The 15,640-nt window shown below is 46.4% G+C and carries 13 protein-coding genes; 5 read left to right on the top strand and 8 right to left on the bottom strand.

Going from position 1 to position 15,640, the window contains the following annotated elements:
• The first annotated feature begins 26 nt into the window (after positions 1-26).
• Entirely contained in the window at positions 27-1,454 is a 1,428-nt protein-coding gene (locus QZ209_RS08995; protein WP_294347112.1) for a radical SAM protein, read from the top strand.
• Between the two features lie 235 nt (positions 1,455-1,689).
• Here the strand turns inward: QZ209_RS08995 and QZ209_RS08990 are convergent, their stop codons facing one another.
• Positions 1,690-3,447 (bottom strand): ABC transporter ATP-binding protein, encoded by a 1,758-nt coding sequence (locus QZ209_RS08990; RefSeq protein ID WP_294347110.1) that lies wholly within the window; start codon positions 3,445-3,447, stop codon positions 1,690-1,692.
• Between the two features lie 105 nt (positions 3,448-3,552).
• Here QZ209_RS08990 and QZ209_RS08985 point away from each other — a divergent pair, with 105 nt between their 5' ends.
• Positions 3,553-3,954: a MerR family transcriptional regulator gene (locus QZ209_RS08985; protein ID WP_294347244.1), complete on the top strand. Its 402-nt coding sequence runs from the start codon at positions 3,553-3,555 to the stop codon at positions 3,952-3,954.
• Between the two features lie 118 nt (positions 3,955-4,072).
• On the opposite strand, the gene QZ209_RS08980 is transcribed toward QZ209_RS08985, so the two are convergent.
• Entirely contained in the window at positions 4,073-5,176 is a 1,104-nt protein-coding gene (locus QZ209_RS08980) for a bacteriochlorophyll a protein (RefSeq protein WP_294347107.1), read from the bottom strand.
• Between the two features lie 294 nt (positions 5,177-5,470).
• On the opposite strand from QZ209_RS08980, the gene lnt reads away from it, so the two are divergent.
• Positions 5,471-7,102 carry an apolipoprotein N-acyltransferase gene (gene lnt / locus QZ209_RS08975; RefSeq protein ID WP_294347105.1) on the top strand — a complete coding sequence of 544 codons (1,632 nt, stop codon included), beginning with the start codon at positions 5,471-5,473 and terminating at the stop codon, positions 7,100-7,102.
• 43 nt (positions 7,103-7,145) lie between these two features.
• Here lnt and QZ209_RS08970 read toward each other — a convergent pair whose 3' ends face one another.
• Both QZ209_RS08970 and QZ209_RS08965 read right to left on the bottom strand, forming a co-directional pair.
• Positions 7,146-8,309 carry a sigma-54 dependent transcriptional regulator gene (locus tag QZ209_RS08970; RefSeq protein WP_294347101.1) on the bottom strand — a complete coding sequence of 388 codons (1,164 nt, stop codon included), beginning with the start codon at positions 8,307-8,309 and terminating at the stop codon, positions 7,146-7,148.
• Positions 8,310-8,339: 30 nt separating this feature from the next.
• Positions 8,340-8,912, bottom strand: a complete 573-nt coding sequence (locus QZ209_RS08965; RefSeq protein ID WP_294347099.1) for an SPOR domain-containing protein — start codon at positions 8,910-8,912, stop codon at positions 8,340-8,342.
• Between the two features lie 89 nt (positions 8,913-9,001).
• Between QZ209_RS08965 and ispE the strand changes: the two genes are divergently transcribed.
• Entirely contained in the window at positions 9,002-9,865 is an 864-nt protein-coding gene (gene ispE / locus QZ209_RS08960; RefSeq protein ID WP_294347097.1) for a 4-(cytidine 5'-diphospho)-2-C-methyl-D-erythritol kinase, read from the top strand.
• Between the two features lie 51 nt (positions 9,866-9,916).
• Here ispE and QZ209_RS08955 read toward each other — a convergent pair whose 3' ends face one another.
• Complete coding sequence (locus QZ209_RS08955) at positions 9,917-10,774, bottom strand: nitrilase-related carbon-nitrogen hydrolase (RefSeq protein ID WP_294347095.1); 858 nt, start codon at positions 10,772-10,774, stop codon at positions 9,917-9,919.
• 10 nt (positions 10,775-10,784) lie between these two features.
• Positions 10,785-12,089: an NCS2 family permease gene (locus QZ209_RS08950; protein ID WP_294347093.1), complete on the bottom strand. Its 1,305-nt coding sequence runs from the start codon at positions 12,087-12,089 to the stop codon at positions 10,785-10,787.
• 236 nt (positions 12,090-12,325) lie between these two features.
• Between QZ209_RS08950 and QZ209_RS08945 the strand changes: the two genes are divergently transcribed.
• Positions 12,326-12,916, top strand: a complete 591-nt coding sequence (locus QZ209_RS08945; RefSeq protein WP_294347091.1) for a peroxiredoxin — start codon at positions 12,326-12,328, stop codon at positions 12,914-12,916.
• Positions 12,917-13,167: 251 nt separating this feature from the next.
• On the opposite strand, the gene proS is transcribed toward QZ209_RS08945, so the two are convergent.
• Together proS and QZ209_RS08935 are read right to left on the bottom strand one after the other, a co-directional pair.
• A complete protein-coding gene (gene proS, locus QZ209_RS08940; protein ID WP_294347089.1) occupies positions 13,168-14,613 on the bottom strand; it encodes a proline--tRNA ligase in 1,446 nt (481 codons plus the stop codon).
• A 50-nt stretch (positions 14,614-14,663) separates the two neighbouring features.
• Entirely contained in the window at positions 14,664-15,404 is a 741-nt protein-coding gene (locus QZ209_RS08935; protein ID WP_294347087.1) for a DUF4412 domain-containing protein, read from the bottom strand.
• Positions 15,405-15,640 lie beyond the last annotated feature (236 nt).

Below are 15,640 nucleotides of genomic sequence, written 5' to 3'. Positions count from 1 at the left end.
AATAATCGAAATGTGTGTAGCTCAGGATGAGTAAACTATCAGTACTGCTTGTATTTGTGCCTGCTGACAGTGGTGTTGACGGCCCGTCACTTCTCGGTGAATCAGAGCGTTCCGGTTTTTTGCAGGGCATTAAGGATAGCGTTCTCAAAAACGTCATAAAGCGAGCGCAATTCGCTATCCCTCCTCTTTCCCTGATGATTCTCAGCTCGGTCGACGAGCCCGGTATCGAGCAGCATATTTGTGATCTTCGTTTCGAGACATTTCCACTTGACAGAAAGTGGGATCTTATAGGGATCAGTGTCCAGACCGGAGCGGTCAAACCAGCCTTCGAACTGTCGGCTCTATTACGGGAAAAAGGATTCAACGTGGTTTTAGGCGGCCCGTACGTTACACTTTTTCCTGAACGCTGCTACGCTCATGGAGACGTACTCGTTATCGGGGAGGCTGATGAAATATGGCGGACCGTACTCGAGGATCTTCGAAATGGAACGCTGCGGAGAGAGTATCGTGTTGGTGAACAGCCCGATCTTTCCTCCGGTCGCAGTGTAAATAAAGACGCACTTGACCTTCACCACTATTTTACTACGAATGTCGTACAGACTACCCGTGGTTGTCCTTACAGTTGTGATTTTTGCAATGTTCATGTCATGAACGGTCATAAAATCAGGCATCGGGATGTCGGTGAGGTTGTTCGGGAAGTTGAAAGTTTTCTCGAAAAGGATAAAAGAATATTCTTTTTTCTCGATGATACGGTGAACGCTGATGAAGAATATGCGGAAAAACTTTTTCGTGAGCTGATTCCTTTCAACATCAATTGGGTTGGACAGGCTACAACCAAGCTTGGTGAGAACAGCCGTTTACTGGATGTTTTTTCACAGTCAGGCTGCGGTGCACTGCTTGTCGGCATTGAAAGTCTCGCTGAAGAGAGTAACAAGGCGCATCATAAGTTTCACAACCCTGTCGACCGTCAGGCCGCATGTATTCGCAATATCCGTGATGCGGGAATATGTGTATACGGCAGTTTTATTTACGGTCTCGACGAGGATACCCTCGAGCAGCCGGATGCCATTGTTGCGTTTCTGGACAAGACAGGGATAGATGTGCCGGGTATCAACCTGCTGCGTCCGATTCCCGGGACGGAAGTGTTCGAACGCTTGGCTGATGAACAACGGCTGTTGCATGACCGCAACGATCATGATGCTTTTCGTTTTTCCTGGGGCCAGGAGATGCTTTACCGTCCGAAAAGAATACCGATTGAAACGTTCATTCCAAGCTATACCGCTTTAACCAAGCGGGTCTTTACGATACAACGGGCTTTGCAGCGAGCGGCCAGCGCGCCTAGGCTTAAAAGTGCCGTTCTCATGTTCAATCTCTTTTATGTGCACATGTACAACCTTTCCCGAAAAGATCTTAATCGTCAGTTGGAGGAACTGGAGGAAACAGGGGATAGGTAATCGGTAATAAGTAATAGGGAAAAAACCAATCCAGTCATCCTCGGGCTTGACCCGGGGATCCATCTTCCAAAAAAAGTCAGTATTGGTGCCGCATCGAATGCGGCATGACTCTCTGCCTGAAACGTATGCATGGCGACCGATAGTCGTGAAGCAATGCTTTTGAGATTTCGATCATGAAACGTTGGGGTGGGGATAACGAAGTAGTCGAGGTGCGCAACAAAGGTATAGAGGTTACTCAGTTGAGTGATTGGATCTCATCCTCGAGCAACTGCTGTGAGTAAAGCTCGGCATAGATGTTTTCTTTGGCCAACAGTTCTTCATGCGATCCTGATTCCGCTATACCGCCGTTTTGAATGACAAAAATTCGGTCACAGTTTTTGACGGTCGAGATTCTGTGACTGATAAGCAACAGTGTTGTGCGAGGCAGTTTTTCAAGCAGAGCTTCGAATATGCCGGCTTCGGTACTTGTGTCAACGGCTGAAAGGGCATCGTCGAGTATGAGTAGTTCCGGTTTCCAGGCAAGTGCACGTGCAATACAGGTTCGCTGTTTTTGACCGCCTGAAAGGTTGATGCCTTTTTCGCCCAGCATGGTTTCGAAACCATCAGGAAAATCCATGATATCATCGTAAAGGTTGGCTATCCGGCTCGCTTCGATGATATGATCCAGATGATCGGAGTCCGTGGCGACACCATAGTCGATGTTGTTGGCTATGGTATCGGAAAAAACAAAATTCGTTTGGGGTACGAAGCCGATATGTTGACGCAGGTTGGCAAGCGGTATGGTTTTAATATCCCTGCCATCAAATAAAACAGTACCACTCTGCGGGTCATAAAGGCGTGGGATAAGGTTCACCAATGAGGTTTTTCCAGAACCTGTCGCTCCGACAATGGCAACCTTGCTGCCTGGCTCGATTGTGAACGAGACATTGGAAAGAACATCTTGATTTTCATTTCCCGGGTAGTGGAATGAGACGTTTCTGAACTCGATTCGGCCACGAACATTCTCCGGTAAGTCTTCTGTTGAAAGACTGTCGGTAATATCCGGTTTCGCATCGAAAATTTCATTGAGGCGGATTTGGGCTGAAGATGCTTTCTGGATAATGTTCGTGACCCATCCTATAGAAATAATCGGCCAGCTGAGCATGCTGACGTAAATGACAAACTGGGCGATATCACCGATCGTCATGGTTCCATTCACGACATTTATTCCACCTACCCAGATAACCGGAATGAGTGAGAGTGCGAGCAGAGCGGTTAAAATGGCAAAAAACAATGCCTGAAGTTTTGCCAGCGATATGTTTTTGTGAAAATAAGTTTGGTTGATTGTTTCAAATCGCTCGGTTTCATAGGTTTCACGCGTGTAGTTTCTGATCACTCGGATACCAGAAATATTTTCCTGTAACAGTGCCGTTATATCGGCATAGCTTTCCTGAATGCTTTTCGTTCGTTTCTGGATCGATTTTCCTATTCTATAGACAGCGTAGCTGAAAAAAGGAGCTGGAAGAAGTGCAAGCAACGTCAAGCCGGGTGATATGGTCAGCATTGCGATTATGGCGAAAAAAAGACGGAAAAAAGTGTTTATGGAATACATGATTCCGGGGCCAAGGAAATCCCGGACAGCATTGAGATCATTGGTGCCTCGTGCGATCAACTCCCCAGTGCTTGTTTTATTGTAAAAATTTCTGGAAAGAGTTTGTAAATGAGCGTAATAGTCGTTTTTCAAGTCAAACTCGATAATGCGTGAAGCTACGATGATGTTCTGGCGAACCAGGAAGAGGAATATGCTGCCAAGAGCGGCAAAAAGTATATAGAGCCCGACGTTCTTCAGAACATCCGACAGGACAAAAGGACTTTCCAGTACATCGATTGCATTGCCGATAAAACGGGGGGCTGATACAGCAAAAATGTTTGTCAGGACGATACAAGCAAAACCGTACAGCATTTTACGCTTGTATCTGAGGAGATATTTTTTCAGTCGTAACAGATTTTTCATCGCTCGTGTTTTTGATCTCACGGATGTAATGTATAATAAGAGGAGGTAAAACCCTAAAGGACAGAGGGACGTCTTTCAAGGTGTACAATTTCTTAAATGAAAGTCATGCCATTCGAATCGAATAAAAGCTATTACTCTATTGGGGAGGTAAGCAAGATCACCGGGGTTCCCGCTTACCTTCTGAGATACTGGGAACGGTTTTTCACTGAACTGAATCCTGCTAGAGATACGAGGGACAACAGGCGTTATACCAACAAGGATATCGCCATGGTTCTGACGATCAAGGGCCTTGTTTATGAAAAAGGATATAAGCTTGAAAAAGCCTCTCTGATTGTTAAAGGAAAAACTTCCGAAACCGATACCGACGAGAAGACTGAAGAAATCTTGAAGTTACGCAAACAGATGGGTCATGAAAAGAAAAATCATGCCATAGCTCATCAACGCAGAAAAGAGCTATTACAGGAAATCAAGGGGGAAATCGAAGAGATTCTGCAACTTTTGGGTTAGGTCCAATTCAGCTAACGTGTCAACGAATCGTTGGTTCTGATCCAAATCCAAAGATGATACATAAGAAAAGCCGACGATATTCGCCGGCTTTCGAGGTCGTATTTCCAAACAGTTTCATTTACTGTGCATACAGTACTTCAAACTGCCCTGTTCCACCTTTACAGACATGTTCAACCCAGCGTGCGTAAGCTCCTCCGCTCCAGCGGTACTCTTCGAGATTCTGTGAACGGAACTGTGGCGCTGCATAACGGATTTTGTAGCCTTTTGGCAGTACTACCTTCAACTGGGCGTCGACGGTAAAGTCGTTGAACTTACCAACCATGCCGTGGTGAACAAGAGGAATAAGCGGATGGTTCAGAACTCTGCGGAGACCACCGCCTGCATCTCGTGAAACTCCAGGAAGGGTTCCGTCTACTTTGACTTCGATTCCTTGGGAATCTGAACGGAAGCCGCCTTCTATGGAGGCCGGTTTGTTGAGCTGTTCGACAGGGAAAAGCTCGGACCAGCGGGAAATGGAGTCGACAATACCTGATCCGGCATGTGAGAATTTCCATCTTGATACGCCGACCGGGCCTTTTTCGCCGCTTTCTACGCCGAAGTTGTTTACCTGTATCGGAGAGATGCGTTGACCACCTTCGTTGATGGCTGTGAAGGCTGGACCGATGAACCAGAACTCACGAATCCAGTCGTTGAAGTTTGCGCCACCGCCTGAGATCGACTGCTGAAAGCCTTCCCAAGTGTCTATAAGATCGTTGTTTTCCAGAGGAACCTTCATCATGATATCGTGGAACTGGCGTCCCTGCTGGTAGATTGGATTCGGCACGTTTCTGCGAACGGCATCTGAACGGTAGTAGTACATATTGACTACCGAACCTTCGAAAGAAAATGAATGGGAAAAATCACCTACTGAAAGTTTACCTTCACCGACAGCGATTCTTCGGTCTTTGGTTTCGTTGGCAATATCGACTTCGACATTAAGCGTATTCTTCGTACTATCGACAATTGATTCGATGGCAGTGGTGAACCGTACCGTGCCTTTCTGTCCGTCAAGAGGTTTTGCGTCGATCTTGATGTTACAATCTGCCGGCAGCAGAGGAAGTGCAGCTGGTGCATTAACTTTAGCACGGCCTTTCACTTGTCCCCAGGAGCTTGAACCACCCTCGAGAATAATCTCGTAATCAGCATGGGCGGTTGTAGTGTCTTTAGTGCCGAATAGAGCCATAATGAATCTCCTTTTTGGTGGCGTTGAGAAATTTTTCAGCAGGAAATTTCTTGCTGGTAATTCCTGTTATATAACAACTTGAAACAAATTTAAAGAATAAAAATTAATAAATAAAGGAAAATATACCTCTTTCATCCCTTTCGATCCAGCAGTTTTCCCCTCATGCCTACCTGGCAGGAAGCTTTTGTTTTTGAGCAATCTGGAAACATTTCGTTACATTTTTCCTCTTTCGTGGTTTGTCAGCGGTTTTTACTATTTTTGAGCCATCTTGTCTTGAATATTAAATGAAAAGGCATGCTACGATCTGCTGAAGCTGGTAGTGACTCTTCAGGTTACTTTTTGCCCGTGCTAAGTGGTATTTTGCTGGGGGTTTCGTTTCCGTCGTACCCTGTTATACGCTTTGAACCGCTTGCATGGATTGCTTTGGTTCCGTTGCTTGTATTCCTGCGCGGTGATTTGTCCTTCAAACGGTATTTCAGCCGTGTTTATTATTCGATGTTGATTTTTTGTGCCATCGCCTTATGGTGGGTTTCTCTTGCAACCCTGGCCGGCGGGTTACTCACTATCGTTGCACAGGCATTCTTTTCATCGGTACCCCTTTTACTTTTTTTCATCCTCAAGAAATATCGGGGATACGGTTTTGCTCTGTTCAGCCTGCCGTTCTTATGGGTCGCATGGGAGTGGCTCTATATTCGGCAGGATCTCTCGTTTGGTTGGCTTGTTCTAGGGAATTCGCAAGCACAACTGACTCCCATGATTCAATATGCCGATATTACCGGAGTATGGGGGGTGAGTTTCTGGCTCATGTGCTTCAACGTCATTGTCGTTGACCTATGGTTCAGGCTAAAGTATCGTAAAAAGATGTTTGTTCATGCTGTAGGGCTGGTATCGATGACAGTTCTGCCCCTAGGGTACTCTTTTCTGGTGTTTTCAGATCATGAGTTGCAGCAGCCTCGTCCCTCGGTAACGGTGTCTCTTATCCAGCCCAATATCGATCCCGTGGAAAAGTGGCGGATATATACCAGTCAGGATATCATGCTTATCTATCTTGGTTTGACGGACCGGGCGATACTGCAAAACAGAGTGGACCTTGTGCTATGGCCAGAAACAGCGATACCTTTCCGTATTCTCGACGAAAAGAACCGCTCCTATTACGAATTTCTGAAATCAAGAATAAGACAGTGGGGTGGGAGCCTTCTCAGTGGCTATTCGGACATTGTCTATTATACGGTTGCCGAGGTGTCGGAGGAGGAGTTTCTTTACAAGTATGATCCTGAAGAAAAGCGTTATTACCAGACTTTCAATGCGTCGATGCTGGTGACCGGAAGCGAATTCGACCCGCCTCAGATATACCGTAAGATGAAGCTTGTTCCATTTGCCGAAAGAGTACCGTATATGGAATATGCACCTTGGATGGATAACTTTACGCTTTCACTTGCAGGCATAAGCAGCTGGGGGAAAGGCAGCGACAAGACGATTATGGAGTTCGTTACGGATTCGGGGGTGACTGTAAAGACATCGAACGTTATCTGTTATGAATCCATCTTTCCCGGTCTTGTTGCCGAATTCGTCAACAGGGGTGCCGAATTTCTCACAGTCGTTACGAATGACGGTTGGTATGCAAAGTCATACGGGCCTTACCAGCATGCCGCTATTGCCAGGTTTCGATGTATCGAGAATCGTCGATCAATGGCTCGATGTGCAAATACCGGCGTTTCGCAGTTCATCGACAAGTACGGGCGAGTGTATGCCGATATTCCATGGTGGGAAAGACGGTTTCTCACTGCCGAAGTCGAACGAAACGATATACTGACTTTTTATACTCGTTACCCCAACCTCATACCGCGAACAGCTGCAGGTTTTTCGGGAGTACTGTTGTTGATTACGTTTTTCGGCAGACGTAATTCAGATGGTATTTATCGATAAATCATCCTGACAAAACCCGCTACTTCTCGACTCACTCGAGAAATCAATCTTCTTGGTCGAGTCTGTATTTTCTGATTTTTCTGTACAGTGTCCTCTCGTTGATCCCGAGTGTTTTTGCGGTTTGACGTTTGTTGCCGCCGTAAGTCTTGAGGGCTTCGACGATCGCTTGTTTTTCAATGGTTTCGAGAGGGAGTATTCCGGTTTCTTCATTACTGGTTTCATGGGTATCAGGAGAGGAAACAACGTTCTCCTGTTTTTCCGGCAGGGGAGGAGGAAGCAGCAGGGGTGTTTTGGATGGCTCTTCTTGCGAGCTCTCTTTTTGCTGGAGCAACTGTTTGACCTCGTTTATTTCCTGATGGAGTCTTATCAGGCTGTTATAGATGAGGTTCAGTTCGTTTTTTTCCGATTTTTCGGGGTCATAAACAAGTCCTTTGTCTCTACTTCTCTGCACGAGGTGTTTGTCAAGGGTTTCCGATGTTATCTGTTTCCCTTTTTCGAGAATCAGCAATGATTCAAGGAGATTTTTCAGTTCACGCACATTGCCGGGCCAGTTATACCTGAGAAGCATTTCCACGGCATCGTTCGTGAATCCTTCAAAAGTGATGGTATGCTTACGTTCGAAGTGACGGATAAAATGCTCCGCAAGGATCAGGATATCTTTTCCTCTTTCCCGAAGAGGAGGAATATGCAGTGCTACACTGTGAAGCCGGAAATAAAGATCTTCTCTGAAGCTTTTCGCTGTAACGGCTTGTTGCAGGTTTTTGTTCGTAGCGGCAATGAGCCGTGCATCGCTGTGGCTGGTTTCCGACGATCCGACTCTTTGGAATTCGCCCGTTTCTATGACTCTGAGCAGTTTGACCTGGGTTTCGAGAGGCATTTCGCCGATTTCATCAAGAAAAATGGTTCCCTGATTTGCGCTCTCAAAATAACCTTTTCTGCTTTGGATGGCACCTGTAAACGCTCCTTTCTCGTGGCCGAAAAGTTCGGACTCCAGAATTCCTGTAGGAATAGCTCCACAGTTGACAGGAATGAAATTTTTGTGTGATCTCCGGCTATGACCGTGGATGAAGCGGGAAAGGACTTCCTTCCCCGATCCTGTCTCTCCTGTGATCAGAACGGTGATATCGGTCTGTGCAACCTGAAGGGCAAGATGTTTGAGTTGTTGGATTGGAGCGGATTCACCAAGAAAATCGATTGTTTTGCTCATCGTCTGATTTAGGAGTGGTATGCTATCCTCTTAGTTTATCCGTACGATAAACGAGTTGAATGGAAGTTTTTTCGCTCCGGTTTCGGCTTCCTGTCTTGTTCCGAACGCTTTTTGTGTTCGAACTTTGTGCAAGCCTTTTTCCTGGAAAATGGTGACCGGTGTATATGGCGCGATGCGGTTTGCGAGTTCGCGGGCATTTTCCAGTGAGCCGAAGCTGCCGAACTGGAGTATGAACGAGGTTTGTATTGCTCTTGTACGAGTGCCACTGGTTGAGGAAAGAGCTGATTGATAAGCAGCGAGGCGTGCTTTACTCAGCGAATCCAAGGAGGGATCGGGATAATCCTGAAGCTGTTTACGGAAAAGACGAGCAGCCTGTGGACCGTCTTCGGTGAGCAGTGCATCGATGATTGTCTGCTCTGCTTTATTCGTGACTTTTGAACGCAGATTTTCTAACAAATAAATTTTATCTTGCTCCACATACCGAATGATCTGAACTCTATAATCCGTTGTTTGTCTCTCGGCAAGGGATGTTGCCGGTAGCACCTGGTAGCCGATGGACAGTAGAAGAACGAACAGTGACGTTTTCAACAAGATCTTGAACATATTTGTTTTCGATGCCTCCCTTTTTCAGGCAATATGGTAAATATTCACGTAAAAAAAATAACCACCAGCCAATATAGCAATCAGTTCCCATGCAGCATATTTCCGTAAAAGCATTTGCAAAAATAAATCTCGGTTTGCTTATCACCGGTAAACGTCCCGACGGTTACCATACGCTTGAAACCGTTTTTGCACCAGTCAACTGGTATGATGAACTGACGTTTTCATCTGCCGATGAACTGTCTATGACGTGCAGCAATCTCGATCTTCCATCAGACGATAACAACCTGTGTCTCAAGGCTGCAAACGCTTTGCGTGATTATGCTGAAATGTCAAAGGGTGCAACTATCCGTCTCACCAAAAACATTCCTTTCGGTGCCGGCCTTGGGGGAGGGAGCAGTGATGCGGCAACAACTCTGAAAGTGCTGAACGTTCTGTGGGAGATTCATGCACCGTCGGATGATCTTCATGCTCTTGCGGTGAAACTCGGAGCGGATGTTCCCTATTTTCTCGAATCTTCTGGGCTTGCATTTGCCTCGGGGATCGGTGAAGAGTTGCTGGATCTCGAACGTTTTCTTCCATTCTACATCGTGACGGTTTTTCCAGGAGAGCACATTTCCACGGTATGGGCCTACAAGAATTTTTATCCGAAGTTTGAAAGAAAGGTGCCTGATCTGAAGGAAATGCTTATTGAACTGTGTGAAGGTAAGGATCTTACCGTTCTGCCGGCTTTTGAAAATGATTTCGAAGGGGTGGTTTTCGATTATTATCCTTCAGTTCGACAGGTTAAGGAAAGACTTCTTGAAGAGGGTGCTCTTTTTGCAAGCCTTTCCGGTAGTGGCTCGGCAGTGTTTGGTTTGTTTGACCGGCAGGATGCAGCCGAGAAAGCGATGCTGGCTTTCGGTGAGAAAGGCAAGGCCTGCCTGACACCACCCTCGTTCGAGATGATGCAGTGAGCTGAACGTAGAAAAAAGACTCTGAAAAAGTTTTTTGTGGAGAGGAACTGGCTAATCCGGTCGGCAGGTCATGATGTCACGGAGTTCAGCAGCAAAGAGTCGTAAATCCTCGTCCAGAAAATGTGAAGAATGGAGACGAGCCTGCTTTACACTGTCGAGATCGATGATTGTATCGATGCAGTGTTGCTTGAACAAAGGTGCGGTTACAAGGTTTATCCCGTCGGGTCCCGCTACGGATGAATTTCCCCAGTAAGTGAAACTGTCTTCGTTGCCAACGCGGTTCACACAGGCAACGTACGAGCTGAACAGAAATGAGTACGTGCTGATTATCTGTTGCCACTGCTGGACGATAGCTGGTTTTTTTTCTCCCGGAGTAAGACGGAGAGGGCTCGACATGAGCACAAAAAGCAGTTTCGCTCCTTGGTGTGCAAGGAGATAGGGGACCGAAACATGCCACATGTCCTCACAGATGGCAATGCCTATTTTTCCAAGCCTCCTCGATGTCACGGCTTCGATTTTTTGTCCGGCGGAAAAGTAGCGCAGTTCTTCAAACATACCGTATGTAGGCAGATAAATTTTTCTATGGGCACTTTGAGCATGACCGTCCTCGAAAAGAAACGCGGAATTGTAGACTCCATAATCATCACTGAGTTCGATCCCTCCGCAAATGATCGTTATTTCCCGGCTGAGTTCCTTCAGGGGGTCGAACGCCTTGTCATCGACATGCAGCGCGATATCCTGGGCGGCATCCTGTACATTGTACCCGGTCAGAGACAGTTCAGGAAAAGCGATCGCATGGATATCGTCTTCTATGGCTTGTTCAATCATCGTTCTGTGCTGCGCGAGGTTTTCCTCGAAATTAGCGAGAACGCAGTCGGTTTGCGCTATTCTCAACCTTGATCTCTGCATGGTGTTAGCTTCATGAATGATAAGGATAAAACAGATAGAATGTCAGGGAAAGTGCTGCCAGGATCCACATGCCGGGATGAATTGATGAGACTTTTCCAGTTAAAAGTTTTAATATAACATAAGCAATAAATCCGGCAGTTATACCGACACCGATATTGAAGGTGAACATCATCAGTGTGATAGTCAGGAACGCCGGCATCAGTTCCGTGTAATCGTTGAAATCGAATTTTGCAACAGACTGGAGCATAAACATGCCTACAACCACAAGTGCCGGACCGTAAGCATTTGCAGGTACGATCGTCAGTACGGGGGAAAAAAAGAGGGCGAAGGCGAACAATGCTGCTATGACAATTGCAGTAAATCCTGTTTTTCCTCCCTGTTCGATACCGGCAGCCGATTCGATATAGACGCCTGCCGTAGTCGTACCGAAGAGTGAGGCTGCAACGGTTGAAAGGGCATCGACAAGCATCGGTTTTTCAATTTCGGGTAGATTGTCGTTTTCATCAAGGAGGTTCGCTCGTGATGAAAGCCCGATGAGTGTTCCCATTGTATCGACAAAGTCCATTACGAGAACACTTGTTATGACACCGATAAAGCCCCATGTCATCGCTCCCTGGAAATCAATATTGAGAAAGGTCGGGGCAAGAGATGGTGGGGGGCTTACCAGCGCTTCGGGAAACGGTACGATGCCAAGAAAAATCAGTCCACCGGTCGTCAGCACTATACCGATCAGGATCGCGCCCGGTACTCTGAATGCAAGCATAACCGAAATCAGCAGGAGCCCCGCCAGACTGGTAAGAACAGGGAGCGATGAAATATCTGCCATTTTTACCGGGGCTCCTGGGACGCCTAATGCAGCGACCCCCATATGGCTGAAACCGATAAATGCGAGAAAAAGGCCTATGCCCACGGCAAAACTGTGTTTCAACGTGTTTGGTATCGCTGTTGAAAGCCAGCTTCTCAGGCCGGAAAGTGTGAGGGCGGTAAAGAGAACTCCACTGATACATATCGATGCAAGTGCCGTTTGCCATGAATACCCTAAAGTATTGACAACTGTATAGGCAATAAATGCGTTTTCACCCATGTAGGGTGCTACAGCAAAAGGTCTTTTTGCGTAGACGCCCATCAAGAGCGTTCCGAAAATCGCTGTCAGAATCGTTGCTGTCATCGAGGCTTCCCTCGGGATTCCCGCTGCCGATAAGATAGCCGGGTTGACGATGATGATGTAGGAGACTGTAACAAATGTCGTCAGCCCTGCAAGTATTTCCTGTGAAAAGTTTGCCTGATGACGGTCAAATTCGAAAAAAGTACGCATAAACTTCCGGTATAAGTGTTTTTGCCGATACAGTAAGTAACAAGTTATCTGAAAACAAGATATGAATATTCGTCAAGAGATCGAAAGGATGAGAGGCCTTGAAAAATCGAAGAAGAGGTATTGCTTTTACTTTGTTTGAATAATATATTTGGACAAAATTTATCTTGTTTTTTTGCTGGTCTATTATCGGGTTTTCAGTTTCATTGATTCATTCATCATAAAAAAAGGAGATACCAATGGGCGTTTTAGTTGGCAGGGAAGCACCGGATTTCGATCTTGAGGCTGTTGTTGAGGGCGCGAAGTTTGTCGATTCATGCAAGCTTTCGGATTATAAGGGAAAATATGTCGTTCTGTTTTTTTATCCCCTCGACTTTACTTTTGTCTGTCCAACGGAGCTGCATGCTTTCCAGGATAGGCTCGAGGAGTTCCAGCATAAAAACGTAGAGGTGCTGGCATGTTCGGTGGATTCGAAGTTTTCGCATCATGCATGGCTCAAGACATCACGCAAACAAGGTGGAATAGAAGGAGTTACCTATCCTTTGCTTTCGGATATCAATAAGGAAGCGTCGATAGCATACGATGTGCTGGCGGAAAAAGAGGGCGTTTCTTACAGGGGGTTGTTTCTTATCGATAAAGATGGGTTCGTTCGTTATCAGGTTGTCAATGATCTCGGGCTTGGTCGCAATGTAGATGAAGTCCTTAGAATGGTGGAGGCTCTACAGTTTACAGAGCAGTTTGGAGAGGTGTGCCCCGCAAACTGGAACAAGGGTGATAAAACGATGAAACCGACCAACGAAGGACTCGAAGAGTATTTCGGTTCGGAATAACGCGGCAATTCAGAGTAGGCTGAAAGACAGGCAGTTTGATCACTGCACGATGTCTGACGGTAAAAGGTTGTCTCATTAGTCCTACAATGAATCTTTCTGTAGTCATCCCCGGGCTTGACTCGGGGATCCGTCTTCCAAAGAAAGTCAGTATGGATGCCGTACTTTATGCGGCGTGACTTTTATTGGAAGATTGATGTATGTTGACCGATAGCCGTGAAACAGTGCTTTTGAGCCAGCCTCTTTATCACGATTCAATACGATTTTGCAAAAACAACCTTTCTTTTGGAAGGCTTACCGCTGTAAATACATACTCCAGGCTCGTTGATCGAGTAGTGAGCGATGAAATCGGGCGTTTCCGGTAAAACGCGTATCGTCGCTTTGGTTTCTTCCTTTATTTTTGCTTCTGTCTCCTCCGTTCCATCCCAGTGTGCAACGATAAATCCGTTGTCGATCAGCGACTTGAACTCATCGTACGATGCAACTTCGAATGTGTTGGATTCTCTGAAGTCGAGTGCCCGCTTGAACATCGACTGCTGCATCGTCTCAAGCATGGAGAGGATCGATGTTGCGAGTGTTCCGTCGAGTGTCAGTTTTTGTTTTTCACCCGTATCACGGCGCGCTGCGATGCAGATATTGTTCGAGATATCGCGTGGTCCGATCTCGAGGCGAACCGGTATTCCCTGCAGTTCGTACTCGGCAAATTTCCAGCCCGGTGAATTCTGCTCGCTGTCATCGACGAAAGCATGAATTCCGCTTTTTTTCAACTCTTCGCAGATGGTGTGTGCTTTCTCGACAACAGCTTGCTTGTCTCCTCTGAGAATTGGAACGATGACTACCTGCCGGGATGCGAGTTTAGGGGGCAGGACAAGTCCTTTATCATCAGAGTGTGCCATGATAAGCGCTCCTATCAGACGAGTTGACACTCCCCAGCTCGTTGCCCATACATATTCGAGTGTTCCTTCTTTTGTTTGAAACTGGCAGTCGAAAGCTTTGGCGAAGTTTTGCCCAAGGTTATGTGAGGTGCCCGCCTGAAGCGCTTTTTTGTCCTGCATCATTGCTTCGATGCACCAAGTTTCATCTGCCCCGGCAAACTTTTCACTTTCGGTTTTTCTCCCCATGATCACCGGTAAGGCCATGTATTCTTCAGCAAATGTTTTGTAGACATTGATCATACGGAGAACCTCTTCCTGGGCTTCTTCTGGTGAAGCGTGCGCCGTGTGACCTTCCTGCCAGAGAAATTCGGCTGTGCGCAGAAAAAGTCTGGTGCGCATTTCCCATCGGACAACATTCGCCCACTGGTTTATCAGGAGCGGCAGGTCACGGTATGACTGGATCCATTTTTTATACGAGGCCCAGATGACCGTTTCAGACGTTGGGCGAACATAGAGCTTTTCAGCAAGTTCTTCTCCGCCACCATGCGTTACAACGGCGCACTCAGGTGCGAAGCCTTCGATGTGGTCCGCTTCTTTTTGGATGTAGCTTTCAGGGATGAACAACGGGAAATATGCATTGACATGACCGGTTTCCTTGAACATGCGATCGAGCGCAGCCTGCATTTTTTCCCATATTGCGTATCCATTGGGACGGATGACCATGCAGCCTCTTATGTCGGAATAATCAGCCAGTTTTGCTGAACGAACAAGGTCTATGTACCACTGTGAGTAGTCGGTTTCTCTCGAAGTGATTTTTTCTGCCACGTAACGGAATGTTTTGTTGGTTCGGAAAAGCTTTTGTGGGAATATACAACCTACTCTTTGAAATTCTTGATTTTCTCCATGAGCTCTTTCAAGTGCTCTTTCTGCTTATGGTTGAGGGGCTGCTGTGTGTCGACTATCTCGGTATATCCTTCGGGGATCCCGAATTCGTTCGGCTCGACAGGAGCCTGTTGCACCGAAACAACCTCCATGACAAGGGTGCCGTTTTCATTTTCCTGAATGATTTTAACCGGAAAACCGTCAAGGCCTTCATCGGAGAGCTTTTTGGCAAGAAGAGTATTGGAGAGGCGGGGATTCTGGGATTGTAGAAGTCTGAATGTTTCAAAGTCGCCGATGTCACGTGTCAACCACATATCGATGGTATCGGTGGTACTGAATAGCTTTACATGCTGGCAGTTGTACCCCTTTATGTTCGCGTTCCCTGCTTTTTCAATTCTGTAATCGTAGTCGAAATCAATAAGCGTTGCGTTTTCAGCAGCAGTTCTGAGGTTGACTTTTGTGTAAGTACCGGCTTTATGGTTGACGATAACCGCCTGATCAGGCTGTGCGGAGCTTGTAATGACCGTTGTTTTCAGCGAGTCGGGGACTTTGTTCAGCTTCGTGGTCATATCCATCCGCTGTGCCGTATTGCCGAAAACATACGTTACTTCCGATTTTCCATTTGGCATGACCAAATTCATGTCAATGGTTCCCGTGAACCTTGCCAAGGCCGTACCATGCGACAGGCTTAAATATAATAGCGCCAGCAAGACGGGATAGAACGATTTCTTCATGGTGTCTTCAGGTTTAAGCCTTTAGAAAAAGCATACAAAGCTAATGATTTTTTTTTGAATTCTGTTTGGGTTAAATAACGATAATCAACTCTCGTAGTTGTTGGACGAGTACCAGTGCTTTTTTCCATTCGGGATTGTGTTGATTGTTATAAAAAAGGGTGTTGAAGGTTGTATGCTGAAAAAAGCGGTTTTCTACTTTGACGACAGGTTTATTCGATACAAGCACTCGTAACAGG

The organism is Prosthecochloris sp., from assembly GCA_015482705.2.
Taxonomy (GTDB): domain Bacteria; phylum Bacteroidota; class Chlorobiia; order Chlorobiales; family Chlorobiaceae; genus Prosthecochloris.
The sequence above is the reverse complement of the archived record's forward strand: the minus strand, read 5'-3'. Positions and strand labels throughout refer to the sequence as shown.

What these genes read in the sequence shown, in the direction of transcription:
- QZ209_RS08995 (WP_294347112.1), top strand. Translation starts at nt 27, where the DNA reads ATGAGTAAACTATCAGTACTGCTTGTATTTGTGCCTGCTGACAGTGGT.
- QZ209_RS08970 (WP_294347101.1), bottom strand. Translation starts at nt 8,309, where the DNA reads ATGAGCAAAACAATCGATTTTCTTGGTGAATCCGCTCCAATCCAACAA.
- ispE (WP_294347097.1), top strand. Translation starts at nt 9,002, where the DNA reads ATGCAGCATATTTCCGTAAAAGCATTTGCAAAAATAAATCTCGGTTTG.
- QZ209_RS08965 (WP_294347099.1), bottom strand. Translation starts at nt 8,912, where the DNA reads ATGTTCAAGATCTTGTTGAAAACGTCACTGTTCGTTCTTCTACTGTCC.
- lnt (WP_294347105.1), top strand. Translation starts at nt 5,471, where the DNA reads ATGCTACGATCTGCTGAAGCTGGTAGTGACTCTTCAGGTTACTTTTTG.
- QZ209_RS08955 (WP_294347095.1), bottom strand. Translation starts at nt 10,774, where the DNA reads ATGCAGAGATCAAGGTTGAGAATAGCGCAAACCGACTGCGTTCTCGCT.
- QZ209_RS08945 (WP_294347091.1), top strand. Translation starts at nt 12,326, where the DNA reads ATGGGCGTTTTAGTTGGCAGGGAAGCACCGGATTTCGATCTTGAGGCT.
- QZ209_RS08985 (WP_294347244.1), top strand. Translation starts at nt 3,553, where the DNA reads ATGCCATTCGAATCGAATAAAAGCTATTACTCTATTGGGGAGGTAAGC.
- QZ209_RS08935 (WP_294347087.1), bottom strand. Translation starts at nt 15,404, where the DNA reads ATGAAGAAATCGTTCTATCCCGTCTTGCTGGCGCTATTATATTTAAGC.
- QZ209_RS08950 (WP_294347093.1), bottom strand. Translation starts at nt 12,089, where the DNA reads ATGCGTACTTTTTTCGAATTTGACCGTCATCAGGCAAACTTTTCACAG.
- QZ209_RS08980 (WP_294347107.1), bottom strand. Translation starts at nt 5,176, where the DNA reads ATGGCTCTATTCGGCACTAAAGACACTACAACCGCCCATGCTGATTAC.
- QZ209_RS08990 (WP_294347110.1), bottom strand. Translation starts at nt 3,447, where the DNA reads ATGAAAAATCTGTTACGACTGAAAAAATATCTCCTCAGATACAAGCGT.